The 15,820-nt window shown below is 57.3% G+C and carries 7 protein-coding genes; 4 read left to right on the top strand and 3 right to left on the bottom strand.

From position 1 onward, the window contains the following. Positions 1-87: 87 nt before the first annotated feature. Positions 88-603 carry a universal stress protein gene (locus ACYQ8U_RS01645; RefSeq protein WP_459943758.1) on the top strand — a complete coding sequence of 172 codons (516 nt, stop codon included), beginning with the start codon at positions 88-90 and terminating at the stop codon, positions 601-603. A gap of 4 nt (positions 604-607) precedes the next feature. Here ACYQ8U_RS01645 and ACYQ8U_RS01640 read toward each other — a convergent pair whose 3' ends face one another. Next, positions 608-2,956, bottom strand: coding sequence for an SLC13 family permease (locus tag ACYQ8U_RS01640; protein WP_459943757.1), 2,349 nt, complete (start codon positions 2,954-2,956; stop codon positions 608-610). Positions 2,957-3,417: 461 nt separating this feature from the next. On the opposite strand from ACYQ8U_RS01640, the gene ACYQ8U_RS01635 reads away from it, so the two are divergent. Together ACYQ8U_RS01635 and ACYQ8U_RS01630 are read left to right on the top strand one after the other, a co-directional pair. Next, positions 3,418-3,660, top strand: a complete 243-nt coding sequence (locus ACYQ8U_RS01635) for a dissimilatory sulfite reductase D family protein (protein ID WP_459943756.1) — start codon at positions 3,418-3,420, stop codon at positions 3,658-3,660. Positions 3,661-3,672: 12 nt separating this feature from the next. Continuing rightward, positions 3,673-12,366 (top strand): GH36-type glycosyl hydrolase domain-containing protein, encoded by an 8,694-nt coding sequence (locus ACYQ8U_RS01630; protein ID WP_459943755.1) that lies wholly within the window; start codon positions 3,673-3,675, stop codon positions 12,364-12,366. A 38-nt stretch (positions 12,367-12,404) separates the two neighbouring features. Here ACYQ8U_RS01630 and ACYQ8U_RS01625 read toward each other — a convergent pair whose 3' ends face one another. Together ACYQ8U_RS01625 and ACYQ8U_RS01620 are read right to left on the bottom strand one after the other, a co-directional pair. Further along, the gene (locus ACYQ8U_RS01625; protein ID WP_459943754.1) at positions 12,405-13,160 is read right to left on the bottom strand and encodes an acyl-CoA dehydratase activase; all 756 of its coding nucleotides are present in this window, start codon (positions 13,158-13,160) and stop codon (positions 12,405-12,407) included. A 21-nt stretch (positions 13,161-13,181) separates the two neighbouring features. After that, positions 13,182-14,459, bottom strand: coding sequence for a double-cubane-cluster-containing anaerobic reductase (locus ACYQ8U_RS01620; RefSeq protein WP_459943777.1), 1,278 nt, complete (start codon positions 14,457-14,459; stop codon positions 13,182-13,184). Between the two features lie 415 nt (positions 14,460-14,874). Between ACYQ8U_RS01620 and ACYQ8U_RS01615 the strand changes: the two genes are divergently transcribed. After that, complete coding sequence (locus ACYQ8U_RS01615; protein WP_459943753.1) at positions 14,875-15,816, top strand: AAA family ATPase; 942 nt, start codon at positions 14,875-14,877, stop codon at positions 15,814-15,816. The last annotated feature ends 4 nt before the right edge of the window (positions 15,817-15,820 follow it).

Below are 15,820 nucleotides of genomic sequence, written 5' to 3'. Positions count from 1 at the left end.
ATTCAAATAGAGGCCATGGTCGTTGTGCTTAATGAAGAAACACATCTGACGATGTGCTCTCTTGCTTCTTATTCATGCGAGGATAAAATGAACATACCCGACATAAAAATAAGCAATATCCTGTTTCCTACAGACCTTTCTGAGAATGCGAACTACGCCTTTGCCTATGCGGTAAGCCTGGCCAATCTTTACCAGGCCAAAATTACCCTCCTCCATGTGCTGCCGGAAGAACAGAGGGGGCTCGACGATCATATTACCGGATATATTCAAAAAGAAAAATGGGAGGAGATCAAGTCTTCCCATTATCAGCAAACCCGGGCAACATTGACTGGGAAAATACGGCATCATACCTTGAGTCGTCAAGTACAGGACCAGTTTCCATCGGATGAAAAATCTTTTGGACTGGCCGACGAGATAGTCATTGAACATGGAAAACCAGCCAAAGTGATTCTCCGTTTAGCGGGCGAGCGCAACTGTGATCTTATTGTCATGGGAAGCCGTGGCACTTCGTCACTTGCCGGCGCAATAATGGGCAGCAAAGCTGAAAAGGTTTTGCGGCGGTCCACTCTTCCTGTTCTGATTGTGCGGCTGCCGGGAGAATAAAAAATCAATACGGCGGCCAGAAGATAGGCAGCAATCCCACCGATACGAGCAGAGCAATAATCGTAATGGGCACCCCTACTTTCATATAATCAATAAAACGATAGCCTCCGGGACCCATAACCAGCAGATGAGCTGGGTGGGAGAGCGGGCTGGCAAAGCTCGAAGAAGCCGAGATGGCAACCGTCATCATCAGCAGATGCGGTGAGATGCCCAGGGAAGCGGCGGTACTGAGCGCCACCGGGGCCATCAACACCACCAGGGCCGCGGTAGGGATGATCTGCGTACCCAGCACCGTCACGGTAAAAAGCGCGGCAACAACCCACCGGGGACCGAGATCCCCTACGGCAGCGATCAAAGCCGCCGCGCCCATCTGTGCTGCCCCGGTGTTTTCGAGAGCCGCGCCCAGCGGCAGCATGCTGGCGATAAGAAAGACCACTTTCCACTCAATCGCCCGATACGCTTCTTCCATAGTCAGGCATTTGAAAAGGAGCATCAGGGACGCCCCGGTCAGGGCGGCAATGGAGATAGGAACAAGACCAAGAAGAGCACTCAGGATCACCGCCACCATGATGACCACAGAGATGCGCGCCTTTTCCAGACGCGGTGCCTGTGCGGCGGTTTCATCGAGGACGATAAAATTCGGGTCGCGGGACAAGGCCTCGAGTTTCCGTCGTTGTCCATAGACCAGCAGGGCATCGCCGAACTGTAAGGCCATGTCCTGAAGACCTGTTCGATACGCCGAACCCTTGCGCCAGATTGCCAGCACACTGATGCCATATCGATCGCGGAAAAGCAGGTCGGCAAGGTTCTGTCCGGCCAGGGTGGTTCGTGGAGAGAGCAGGACTTCCGTCACCCCGATGTGCTGGGACTCCAGTTCAGCAATCAGACTGGACGACTGTTCTGTAATCGCCAGCTGCTGAAGACCTTCAAGAATCTCCAGATCGCGGGGGGCACCCTGCACTATGAGCAGATCGTCGGCCTTGACTATTTCCTCCGGCGAAGGCATACATAGCAGCTCTTCCCCACGTACAAGGGCGACTACGGTAAGGCCGAAAGCATTGCCCAGACGACTTTCAACCAGGTTATGCTCGGTCAGTACCGAGCCCGGCGGCACGCGTATGGATAACAGTTCGGTACGGTTATCCGCCAGCGTCTTTTGGTCTTTTTCGGTGATGAAGTGCAGCTCTGAGATAAGGTTCCGGCTGGTCAATTCTTCCAGCGATTCCAGTTCACCCTGCAGCAGCAGGCGGTCTCCAGCCGCAAGTTGATGTCGCCGCAGATCTTTGATCTCATCTTCCGTCGGACCATGCAGCTGCAGCACATGCACGCCATGCTCCCGCCGCAGTCCACTCTCCGCCAGTGTAGCACCAATAAGCGGTGATCCTGCAGCGATATGTCCTACTGCCATATGCAGGGATTCGCGGAGTTGATCCTGAACAAGGGCCGACGATTCCAACTGGAGATGCTGACTGGCGTGATACCGCTGCAGGTGTTCGGGACTGCCATGGGCAATGAGTATATCTCCTGTCTGCAGCACATCGTCCGGGCGGGGAGCGAGCATCAACACCCCTTTGCGTTTGAGTGCCAGCACGGTCATAAAGAGGGCGGAGCCCAACCTGCTCTCGGCAATTGTCCTGCCGTCGAGCGGGGATCCGGCGGGAATTTGCGTAGTGAAAATATACGTATTGAGCTGGTAGGAAGCACCAATCGCTCCATCGCCGCCGGAAGTATCAACGGAACGGTTGCTGGGCAGCAGGCGCCGGCCAAAAAGTACCATAAAGGTAATACCGGAAACAACGATCACCGCGGTGATTGGTGTGAAGTCAAAAATGGCAAAAGGTTCAAACCCCGCATTGCGCATTGCGTCAGTCACCAAAATGTTTGGTGGGGTTGAGATGCCGGTAAAAGGGCCGCCCAGGAGACAGCCAAGAGCCAGCGGCATAAGCAGGCGAGATGGCGAACGCCCGCTGCGACGGGCCAGCTCCATCGTCGACGGCAGTAAAATAGCCGCAACGGTAACGGTATTGATGAGCGCCGACAAGATGCTGGCGGAGAGCATCAGCACCACCATGAGTTGGACTTCGCTGCCCTTGGCGAATCTTTGCAGCGGCTGGCCGAGCTGGTGGGCAATACCTGTGCGCGTCAGCCCGGTAGTGAGGATAAATAAGGCCCAGACTATGACCACGGCAGGACTGCTGAAGCCGGCTAATGCCTCTTGCGGCGTGACTAAACCGGTGAGGGACAGGGCCGACAATACCAGCAGCCCGACCAGATCGACACGCAGCCAGCCGCCTATAAACAGGACTAAGGCGACGGCTATAATAATAGACAGCAGGATAACATCAAATGTCAAAAGGGAACCCTCCGAATTATCTGATACCTTTTTAGCTACAGCGTAAAAAGATGAATAAAAATTGTTTGAACAGATATGCCTCGGCTATGAGCGGGACGCTGTCAGGAGAGGTCAATTGTAGAGCGGCAGTGAACACGTCACAAAGGTATCAGGTATAGAACACGAAAACAACAGAAAAGAGAGCAACTTCCGACGATCGTCAGGATCTGTCGGACTTTTGGTCATATTTGACCATTGGTCAAGTATGACCCTGTGGACTCCGTCGGCGATTGAATAGACTGCACATGTTTCTCAATCAATTATCTTTAAAAAAGAGATATTTACGTAACAGCCGATCAAGCGACGGGGAACAGGCGTATAAATTGCAACACCAAGAATGGAAACCTTGAGTGAGAACAAATACTGTTCCGTTCACGTTTTGGCAGATTTCTGCCGATTTTATATTCTATTGGAGGTTGTACATGCAATTAACGAAGGAAGCACTCAAAGCTGCAATACTTGAGAAAGCAGGAACATCACCGAAAGCGCAGCTGTATATCAAAGATTTTTATGCCTGTGATCCGGAGACAAAGCCCCGTGATTTGAAAAATGTGGCAAACGACCTTGTGAAAGAGGGGAAGCTCATGTTCTGGTCTTCGGGATCAACAACCATGTACGCGCTGCAAAGCCGGATTAAAAATGAAGAGGGTGTCGCGGGCATTTAAGGAGCATCGTCAATGAAGGTCACCCCCACGACTCTCCGCAGAAATGTGTTTCACTTTCTCGGCGATCTCATCAAGAAAAGGTCTGCGAAAGTGACCTCCATGGAAGAACAGCCGCTGCGATCGGAGCTTTTCGGCAGCGATCAGATGAAGCTGCATGGCCGAGCTCTTGCCGAGGGTCATGCGCTCCATCCTGATCGTCTACCGGACCAGCTGCTGTCGCGGCTTGCCGAGAATGAGTCGGTACTGGTTGAAGTCTGCCGTCTTTTGACCGAGGCGATCACTGCCAACCGCGTGATTGTCCCGGCCGGAGAATGGCTGCTCGACAACTTTTACCTGATCGAAGAACAGATCCGTGCGGCGAAACTCCATTTGCCGAAGGGCTACAGCCGCGAATTGCCGCGATTGCTCAACGGGCCATCGGCGGGCCTGCCGCGGGTGTACGACATTGCGCTTGAGACCATCTCCCATGGAGACGGCCGGGTGGGCACCGAAAGCCTCAGCAGTTTTGTCTCCTCATATCAGACGGTTACCGTTCTGAAGCTGGGGGAACTCTGGGCCATTCCGATCATGCTGCGTCTCGCCCTGATTGAGAACCTGAGGCGGATCACCGCCCGAATCGCCATCGACAGAATACATCGCAACCTGGCTGATCACTGGGCCGATCAAATGGTCAAAACCGCCACCGAGGATCCGAAGAACCTCATTGTGGTGATCGCCGACATGGCCCGGTCAAACCCACCGATGGTCAGCTCCTTTGTTGCCGAATTGACCCGCCGTCTCAAGGGCCAGGGCCCGGCGTTGGCCCTGCCGCTTACCTGGCTGGAACAACGCTTGTCCGAATTCGACCTGACCATCGAACACCTGGTGCAGGCGGAAACCCAGCAGCAGGCGGCCGACCAGGTCTCGGTGAGCAGCAGCATCGGCAATCTCCGCTATCTCAGCGCCATGGACTGGGGCGAGTTCGTCGAGACGATGAGCGTGGTCGAGCAGGTCCTGCGGGAAGATCCCGCTGATGTCTATGGCCGGATGGATTTTGCCAGCCGCGACCGCTATCGCCATGTCGTCGAAAAAATCGCCGTCCGCAGTTCCCGCTCCGAGGACCAGGTGGCGCGTCAGGCGATCGAGCTGGCCCAAAAGGCCGCAGCCGCAAAAGGCGCTGACCGTACGCTCCACGTCGGTTTCTACCTTATCGATGCGGGTCTTGCCGAACTCGAACATCAAGCCGGCGTTCGTTTTTCACCCGCCGAAGTGCTTGTCAAAGTCGTCCGCCGCGTTCCTTTTGCGATGTATGCTGGGGCTATTCTGTTGCTGATCGCCCTGCTCGCCGGAATCTTTACGGTGAAAGCCGCATCCGACGGCCTGCAGTCCTGGCCGCTCTGGCTGTTCGGGTTGCTTGCCCTTCTCGGTGCCAGTCAGGCGGCGGTCGCCCTGGTTAACTGGCTGTCGACCGTACTGGCAACGCCGCAATCGCTGCCGCGCCTGGATTTATCCAAGGGGATTCCCGCAGAACTGCGCACCCTGGTAGTGGTGCCGACGATGTTGACCGGTACTGACAATATAGAGGAGCTGATCGAGGCCCTGGAGGTGCGGTTCCTGGCCAATCGGGATCCCCACCTCCATTTTTGCCTGCTCACCGATTTTCGCGATGCCGATGAAGAAAACCTGGCGGAAGACGAACCACTGCTCGATATGGCCCGCCGGAAAATAGAACAATTGAACGAAAAATACCGCATAGCCGGAGGCGATATTTTTTTCCTGTTGCATCGACCGCGCCGGTGGAATCCACAGGAAAAAATGTGGATGGGCTACGAGCGGAAACGAGGCAAGCTCGCCGACTTAAACAACCTGCTGCGTGACACCAGTAGCCTGCGCGTCGCCCCTTTTGCCCTTGTCGTCGGCGACACGACCATCCTGTCGGCGGTGAAGTACGTGATTACTCTCGATACCGACACCCTGCTGGCCCGCGATTCGGCCTGGCAGTTTATCGGCGCCATGGCCCATCCCCTCAATCGGCCACTCTATGATGAAGACAAACAGCGGGTGGTTGCCGGGTACACCATTCTTCAGCCGCGGGTGGCAATCAGCCTGTCCGGGACGAATCGGTCGCTCTATGCCCGTCTGTGCGGCAGTGATCCCGGCATCGATCCGTATACCCGTGCCGTCTCCGATGTGTATCAGGATCTGTTTGGTGAAGGCTCCTTCATCGGCAAAGGCATCTATGAGGTCGAAGCCTTCGAACAGGCGTTGGCCGGACGTTTCCCTGACAACCTCATCTTAAGCCATGACCTGCTCGAGGGCTGCTACGCCAGGGCCGGACTGCAGAGCGATGTGCAGTTGTACGAGGAGTATCCGTCCCGCTACAACGATGATGTCAAACGCCGCTATCGCTGGATTCGCGGGGATTGGCAGATTGCCCGCTGGCTGTTGCCCTGGGTGCCCGATCGGGACCACCAGTTGCACAAGAACCCCTTGTCGATGCTGTCGCGCTGGAAGATCCTCGATAATCTGCGGCGCAGTCTGATGGCGGCGGCCTTAGTTCTCTTGCTGCTGCTCGGCTGGACCGTACTCGCCTCTCCCTGGTTCTGGACCCTGGCGGTGACCGGCCTGATTGTCATCCCTTCACTGCTGGCCTCGGCCTTAAACACCCTGCAGAAGCCGGCCGATGTCACGCTCGGTCAACATCTGGCAGGCAACATGCAGGCGGTCGGTCGTCACTGTCTGCAGGCGCTGTTCACCCTAGTGTGTTTACCCCATGAGGCTTTTTATAGTCTGGATGGGGTGCTGCGCACGCTCTGGCGAATGCATATCTCGCACCGGCGACTGCTCCAGTGGAACCCATCGAGTGATGTGGGCAGCACGGAGCGCCGTGGCCTTGTCGACTCCTGTCGGTCGATGTGGAGCGCCCCGGCCCTTGCCGTCGTTTCGGCAGGAGCTATTGCCCTGCTGCAACCGGCTGCCCTTATTGTTGCCCTGCCGATTCTGGTTGGATGGTTTTTTTCGCCGCTGATCACCTGGTGGATGAGCAGGCCGCTTGCCCGCCGTACCGAAAAGTTGACTGCCGAGCAGACGCTTTTTCTCCGCCGGCTGTCCCGAAGAACCTGGGCCTTCTTCGAGACCTTCGTCAGCAGGGAGGACCATTGGCTGCCGCCGGATAACTTCCAGGAACATCCGGTCGGCGTGATCGCCCACCGAACTTCGCCGACAAACATGGGCCTTGCCCTGCTGGCCAATTTATCCGCCTACGATTTCGGCTATATTTCCGCCGGAAAACTGATGGAACGAACGGAAAATACCCTGCGCTCCATGGAATCCCTTGAACGGCATCGCGGCCATTTTTATAACTGGTATGACACCCAATCCCTGACGCCGCTGCAGCCGCTTTATATTTCGTCGGTTGACAGCGGCAATCTGGCCGGCCACCTTCTCACCCTGGCCTCTGGTCTACGCAGACTTGCCGATCTGCCGATTGCCGGCGACCGAGTGTTTGATGCCCTGAGTGATACGCTGGCGGTTTTGCGTGACGTGAACGGGGGCACCCTGACCGACCTGCGGACTGCATTGCACAAGCAGCTGGATCAAGCAATAGCCGTCCCACCGGGCAGCCTGATAGCGATGCGACTGTGTCTGCTGCAGCTGACCAGCTCTGCCACCCTGCTGGTCGCAAAAGCGGGAGAAATCGATACCGACCCCACCAGTCAGGTGCGGTGGTGGACCCAGGCCTTTGCCGACCAGTGCCGCGACGCCCTGGATGAGCTGACCCTGCTCGCGCCGTCGATGGAGCCTTTGTCCTCTGCAGATGAACTCGGCGAAGGTGTCGATGGTGACAAGATCCCAAGCCTCCGCCAGGTGGTGGAGATGGAACACCATTTGCCAGCCGGGCGTAGGCCGGCCGCAACCCGCATGGCAGCCATTGAAAACCTGGCCCTGCGGATAAATCAGCTCGCCCAGATGGAATACGGCTTTCTTTACGACCCCTCGCAGCGTCTGCTGACCATCGGTTACAATGTCGGTGAACATCGCCGGGATCCCAGCTGTTATGATCTCCTGGCTTCGGAAGCGCGGCTTGCCGGTTTCGTGGCCATTGCCCAGGGACAACTGCCGCAGGAAAGCTGGTTTGCCCTCGGACGTCTGCTGACGACCACGGGGGGGGAGTCGATTCTCCTGTCGTGGAGCGGTTCGATGTTCGAATATTTAATGCCGCTGCTGGTCATGCCGACCTACGAAGACACTCTGCTTCACCAGACCTGCAAGGCGGCGGTGGCCAGCCAGATCGAATACGGTAAAAAACGCGGGGTGCCGTGGGGCATTTCTGAATGCGGCTATAATGCCATCGATGTGCATCATAACTATCAATACCGCGCCTTCGGCGTTCCCGGGCTGGGACTGAAACGCGGGCTCGCCGAAGATCTGGTGATCGCTCCCTACGCCTCGGTGATGGCGCTGATGGTGGCGCCGGAAAAGGCCTGTCATAATCTTGAACGCCTGACTGCAGAAGGCTTTGCCGGGAGATACGGTTTTTATGAAGCCATCGATTACACCGCCTCACGTCTGCCGCCCGGCCAGACCAAGGTCATCGTGCGGTCGTTCATGGCCCACCACCAGGGCATGAGTTTTCTCTCTCTGGCATCTTTGCTCCTCGACCGGCCGATGCAGCAGAGATTCGAGTCGGAACCGCTGTTCCAGGCGACGCTCCTGCTGCTGCAGGAGAAGATCCCCAAGTCGACGACTTTTTATGCCCACACCTCCGAGCTGGCTGAGCATCAAACGGCCGGCGGCACACAGGAGATGCCGCTCCGGATTTTCAAGAGTCCCGACTCGCCGTATCCGGAGGTCCATCTCCTGTCAAACAGCAGATATCACGTAATGATAACTGCTGTCGGCGGCGGCTACAGCCGCTGGCAGGACCTTGACATTACCCGCTGGCGCGAAGACAGTACCTGCGATAACTGGGGCACTTTCTGTTATATCCGCGATGTCACCAGCGGCAGATTTTGGTCGACCACCCACCAACCGACTTTGAAGCGCGGCACAAATTTTGAGGCGGTGTTCTCAGAGGGACGGGCCGAGTTTCGCAGTCGTTACGACGAGCTCGACGCCTATACCGAGATTGTCGTGTCGTCCGACGACGATGTCGAGCTGCGGCGGGTAAAGATTACCAACCGCACTCGCCGGACAAGAGAGATCGATGTAACCAGTTATGCCGAGGTGGTCCTGGCAACGTCCATAGCCGACGCCCTGCATCCGGCTTTCAGCAACCTCTTCGTCCAGACGGAAATAATCCCGGAACAGCGGGCAATCCTCTGCACCCGCCGGCCTCGGTCGCGAGGCGAACAGGCGCCCTGGATGCTGCATCTGATGGCCATTCATGGGACAGCTGTCGAGGAGATTTCCTATGAAACCGACCGCCTCAAGTTCCTCGGCCGCGGCAACAGCATCGCCAACCCGCAGGCCATGGGCGGGAAGGCCGGCAGCGACCACAGCCTCTCCGGCAGCCAGGGTTCGGTGCTTGATCCTATTGTCGCCATCCGCTCGCGGTTTTTCGTGAATCCGGGCGAATCGGTGACGATAATGATGGTCACCGGTATCGGCGCCAGCCGTGATGAAGCAATGGGTCTCGTGGAGAAATATCAGGATCGCTATCTCGCCGATCGTGCCTTCGACCTGGCCTGGACCCATGGGCAGGTGCTGCTGCGCCAGATCAACGCTACCGAGACCGATGCCCATCTCTATGGCCGCCTGGCCGGGGCTGTCCTCTACGCCAACGGCGCGTTGCGTGCCGATACGGACATTCTCAAAAGGAATAACCGCGGCCAATCAGGTCTGTGGGGTTATGCCATTTCCGGCGATCTGCCGATTGTCCTGCTGCGTATTGCCGATCCGGCCAATATTGATCTGGTGCGGCAACTGGTTCAGGCCCACGCCTATTGGCGGCTGAAAGGCCTGGCGGTGGATCTGGTGATCTGGAACGAGGATCATGCCGGATACCGGCAGCTTCTCCACGACCAGATAGTCGATCACATCGCCGGAATCGAAGCCGGTCTCACCGAACGACACGGCGGCATCTTCGTGCGGATCGCCGATCAGATAGCCGAGGAGGATCGCATCCTGTTTCAGGCTGTTGCCCGGGTTATTCTCACCGACAGTAAAGGGACGCTCGCCGAGCAGATCGGCGGGCGCAGCCTGCTGGGGATGAATATTTCCCAGCTCATCCCCACCCGGACCCTCCGTCCCGAACCAGAGGCGGCAGCGTCCCAGCCGCGCCACGATTTACTGTTCTTTAACGGCCTTGGCGGCTTTACCCCGGATGGTCGGGAATATGTCATTACCACCACCGCAGGTGACCGAACCCCGGCGCCGTGGGTAAACGTGCTGGCCAATCCCTCCTTCGGCACGATTATCGGCGAAAGCGGCCCGGTCTGCACCTGGAACGAGAACGCCCATGAATTCCGACTGACCCCCTGGCCTAATGATCCGGTCAGCGATGCGAGCGGCGAGGCCTTTTATCTTCGCGATGAAGAGCGGGGTCACTTCTGGTCGCCGACACCTTCACCCTGCCGCGGCGCTTCGCCTTACGTCACCCGGCATGGCTTCGGCTATACCGTGTTCGAATGCACGGAACGCGGCATCCGCTCCGAGCTGTGGCTGTACGTGGCTCTCGATGCACCCATTAAATTTGCGGTGCTGAAAGTGCGCAATGAATCGGACCGGTCCCGGAAACTTTCGGCCACCGGCTATGTCGAATGGGTGCTTGGTGACCTGCGGCGAAAATCGATCATGCATGTCATTACCGCCGTTGATCCGAAAAGCGGCGCACTCCTCGCCGCCAATCCCTACAATACCGAGTTCCCCAACCGCACGGCGTTCTTTGATGTGGATGACCGGCATCGCAGCATAACCGGCGACCGGACCGAATTTTTAGGCCGTAATGGAACCCTGGCGGCACCTGCCGCGATGGGCCGGACCCGCCTGTCCGGCAGGGTCGGGGCTGCCTTTGATCCCTGCGCCGCCATCCAGGTAAGTTTCGACCTTGGTGCCGGGCAGGAGCGGGAGATTATCTTCAGGCTTGGTGTGGGACGAGACCGGCATGAAGCCGAACAACTGGTCAATCGATTCCGCGGCGGAGCCGCCGCCCGCGTCGCTCTCGACACGGTCTGGCAGCACTGGGCCCATACCCTCGGCGTAGTCCATGTCGAGACCCCGGATCAATCCCTCAATGTTCTGGCCAATGGCTGGCTCCTCTATCAGACTCTCGCCTGTCGGCTCTGGGCGCGCTGCGCAACCTATCAGTCGGGTGGTGCCTTTGGCTTTCGCGATCAGCTGCAGGACGTGATGGCCCTGCTCTACGCCCGGCCAAACCTGGTGCGGGAGCATCTGCTGCTTGCGGCATCCCGGCAATTCGAGGAGGGAGACGTGCAGCACTGGTGGCATCCGCCGATTGGCCGAGGCGTGCGTACCCACTGTTCCGACGACTACCTCTGGCTGCCGCTGGCCGTCTGCCGCTATGTCCTTACCACCGGCGAAAGCGGCGTGCTCGATGAACAGGTCTACTTCCTCCGGGGCCGCGAAGTAAACGCCGATGAAGACTCGTATTACGATTTGCCGATCCGCACCGATGAGACGGCGAGTCTCTATGATCACTGTGTCCGGGCCATTCTCAACAGCCTCCGGTTTGGTGAACATGGCCTGCCGCTGATCGGCTCCTGCGACTGGAATGACGGGATGAATCTGGTCGGTGAACATGGCAGGGGCGAAAGCGTCTGGCTGGGATTTTTTCTTTACGAAGTACTCATGCGCTTTGCCGAAGTTGCCGACCTGCGCGATGACATAGTCATGGTCGAACGCTGCCATGCGGAGGCCGAAGAACTGCAGCGCAATATCGAGGAGCATGGCTGGGACGGCGAGTGGTACCGCCGGGCCTATTTCGACGACGGGACGCCGCTCGGTTCAATCTCGAACACCGAATGTTGCATCGATTCCATCGCCCAGAGCTGGTCCGTGCTGTCCGGCGCGGGACATGAGGGGCGCTCCCGCCAGGCCATGGAGGCAGTCGATAAACACCTCGTCCGCCGTGAACACGACCTTGTCCAGCTTCTCGATCCGCCGTTTGACAAATCGGCGCTCAATCCCGGCTATATCAAAGGCTACGTTCCCGGTGTGCGTGAAAACGGCGGGCAATACACCCATGCGGCAATCTGGACGGCCATGGCCTTTGCGCGCCAGGGCGACAACCGGCGCGCCTGGGAGATTTTCACCATGATCAACCCGATCAATCATGGCCGAACGCCGGCCGAGACGGCTGTCTACAAGGTCGAACCCTACGTCGTTGCCGCCGATGTCTATGCGGTAGCCCCGCATACCGGACGCGGCGGCTGGACCTGGTACACCGGTTCGGCGGCATGGATGTATCGGCTGATCGTCGAATCGCTGCTGGGTTTGCGGCTTGACGTCGATACGCTGCATTTCAGCCCGTGCCTGCCGGCCGATTGGCCGGGCTTCACCATGCACTATCGCTACCGGGAATCGATCTATCACATCAACGTCCGGCAAGAGGTCTCCGGCAACAGCGCAAAACAGGTAACGGTCCAGGTAACGGTCGATGGCCAGGAACTCAACGATACGACCATCCCCCTGGTCGATGACCATAAAGAACACTGGGTAGAGGTGAAAATATCGGCGCCAGGCATACCAGTAGTGGCACAGGTTTGATTGATATACCTGATTATCGAGGGAGTCGAAAGAGCATATCAAATATCCCGGGCCAGCAGTGCGGCGCCAAATGCACCTATACACTGCGGGTCTTCGGGGATAAACACCCTGCGGCCAAGTCTCTTGGCCAGCAGGGAGGTCATGCAGGGGTTTCTGGCGACCCCGCCGGTAAAGACGATATCGCCTGCTGATGAGACCCGGTTGATCATGCCGGCGGCTCGGCGAATGACGCTTGCGTGCAGGCCAAGGGCAATCTCCCGGGGATTCGTCCCCTTGGCAATCAGTGAGGTCACTTCCGATTCGGCAAAGACGGTGCACATACTGGAGATATTGACATCCTGCTCGGCAAGAAGAGCTTCCTTGCCGAAGGCATCGATGGCGTAGCCAAGGGTTCTGGCCATTACCTCGAGAAATTTACCTGTCCCGGCCGCACAGCGGTCGTTCATCTCGAATTTTTTCACCCGGCCATTTTCGGTAAGAGCAATAGCCTTGCTGTCCTGGCCGCCGATGTCGAGAATGGTCAGCGCCTCCGGGAAAAAAACTCGCGCCCCGGTGGCATGCGCCTTTATTTCCGTGACCGTCGGCGATGCAAAGGCAAGTTCGAAAAGAGTCCGCCCATACCCGGTGGCCATAATACAATCGTATTGTACCCCGGCAAGCAGCGTATTCGCTTCGGCCATGGGATCAAAATTGGTGTCCGACTGCCGACTTTCGACAATTGTTCCTTCTTCATTCACCACGACCAGCTCAATGGTCCGTGAGCCGATATCGATTCCTGCAAAACGCTTATGCACTCTAAGGTTTCCTCATGTCTTTTATCGCAGTTGTTCAATAAACGCTTCCACCCGCGTTTTCAGTTGTCCGACATCTTCCATACTGTAGTCGGTTTCAAGGCGCAGACAGGGGATATTTTTCTGCTCCAGCGCCTTTTCCACCGGTATCGATTCCATAAGATACGGTTGGCAGAACTGTAAGCCATAGTGGATGACGCCATCCGCCCGGTAGTCGGCGACCATTTCCTGGATATGGTCAAGACGTTCATGGTTGGGTGTGAAAATGGCGCAATCAACCTGGAAATAGCGATCGACAAGGGCATCGAGCATCGCATCGATGGTCGTTCCCGAGTCATCGGTGAGATTACGGGTACCGCGTGCTCCGACGCAGGATTCTTCCCCGACAATGACCGCGCCGGAGGTCTCTATAATCCAGGGCAGTTTCCAGTTGGGCACCGCCTGGGGGCAGCCGGAGACAACAATGCGTGGTGTACGGGCCGGGAAAATGCCATTTTTTTCGGCAATGCGGTGTTCCAGCTCGTCGCATATTTTGTTGACCGACTCGGTAAATCTGGCTGGATTGTCATAAAAGAAAACCTGATTGGCCAGCAGGGCATCGAGGCCGGAGATGGTTGCCGGGTCAGATTTTCGCAGCGACGACAGGCGGTGCAGCGCCGTCCGCTTGGCGTTCACCATCTTGATCGCCTGCTGCAGGGATTCCACGGTCATAGCAACCCCGGTCAAGTGTTCGACCGCCGTCTTGAACCGCTGGAATTCACTTTTGAGCAGTGTTTTGCCGTTGGCCGATTTCACCTGGGGGAGATCCATGACATAGAGATTTTCGACCAGATGGCCAAGGGATTCGTAGGCCTTTTTCTTGCCGTCGCAGGTGTTTTCTCCGACGATCATGTCGGCGCTCTCCAGGTAGGGACAGACCTTGCCCAGCTTGAAACCGAACGCGGATTTAATCAGTGCACAGGTGTTGCGCGGCAGTATTCTCTCCACCTCATCCATGGCGAAATCAGCACCGGAACAGAGCCCGACCAGCGTGGCGTTGGCGGCCAGGGCGATCTCTTCCGGAACAAAAACACAATAAGAACCGATGATTTTCCTGCCGGCCTTTTTCTCATCGAGTAATTCGCGGATGCGCAGGCCATGGACCTCACTCATGACAAAATCAAAATAGCCCATCCCTTCCGGGCGATTCTTCTGGGATAAAAATATATCGCCATAGGCCTGTCCCAGAACGCCAAGCAGTGCATCGTGCGCCTGAAGATCAAGCCCCAGCTCCGTCCACATTAATCGATAGTCCTCGCCCATCCTCTTCACCTCTTTTCTTTTGTTCATTCAATGCCGCTGTCGGCCGGCACGTTGTTTGTCCGTCGCCTTGTGATAGGGCATGATACTGCCCCTGCCCAGGAGCCTAAGAGCTCAGGAGGTGAACTTACAGTTGAATTGATCTATTTGTCAAACTGGATATTCCTATGAGTGAGCCGCTATCGCAAGGGTTCCCCTATAAAAAAGTATTCGCAGGTCGAAGAGGTGAACCTGCTCATGCATGATGATCAGCAAAAGAGAGGTGTCGTTTGTTGTGCAAAAAAATGGTAGGGTAGGGTCCTTGTGCCTTGCACCAGGTTGGTTAATTTACCCGGCCTTATCCAAAAAATGACCTGGCCGACGGACGGCCTGGAACCGCCACACAGAGAAAAATAACAGAAAGGAGAAGCGACCGAGCATGGTGGATCTGACCCTGTGTCAACGCATAATTGAGAATATCGGCCGGGTGATTATCGGCAAGGAGGAGGTTGTCCGCCTGCTGATGACCTCTCTTCTGGCCGACGGTCATGTCCTGCTCGAGGACGTGCCTGGCCTGGGCAAGACGCTTATCGCCAAATCCCTGGCGCTGTCCATCGGCGGGACCTTCAAACGGGTGCAGTTCACCCCGGACCTGCTGCCGTCGGATATTACCGGTTTTAATGTCTTTAACCAGCAGACCGGCCAGTTCACCTTTCAAGCCGGACCGGTGATGAGTAACGTGCTGCTGGCCGACGAGGTCAATCGCACCATCCAGCGCACCCAGTCAAGCCTGCTGGAAAGCATGGAGGAGCGGCAGGTTACCGTCGATGGGCAGACCATGGTCTTACCGGCGCCTTTTTTTGTCATCGCCACCCAGAATCCCATCGAGCAGGAAGGGACCTTTCCCCTGCCCGAGGCCCAGCTCGACCGGTTCCTCCTGCGTATCCATATGGGATACCCCAGCCGCGAAGAGGAAATTGCCATCATGGCCCGCTTCCAAAAGGACGAACCGCTGCAGGAGCTGGCCGCCGTTGCCGCACCCTGGGAGATCGTCGCCATGCAGCAGGCGCGAAAGGAAATTCGTGTGACAGACCCCATTCGCCACTATATTGCCGATATCGTCCGGGCCACCCGGCAGGAGCCGACCATCCTCTTCGGAGCCAGCCCCCGCGGAGCCCTTGGCCTGCAGCGGGCAGGGCAGGCTTTTGCCGCCTTACATGCCCGGGACTATGTGCTGCCGGACGACATCAAGGCCCTGTGTCGTCCGGTTCTCAGCCATCGGTTGATCCTCCGTGAAGAAGAACGGTTTCGGGGCACTACCGTCGACCAGGTTCTCGACGATATCATCGCCCGCATCCCCGTTCCGGTCGGCGTCACCTGAAAAA

The sequence above is a fragment of the Desulfocastanea catecholica genome, assembly GCF_054657295.1.
The sequence above is the reverse complement of the archived record's forward strand: the minus strand, read 5'-3'. Positions and strand labels throughout refer to the sequence as shown.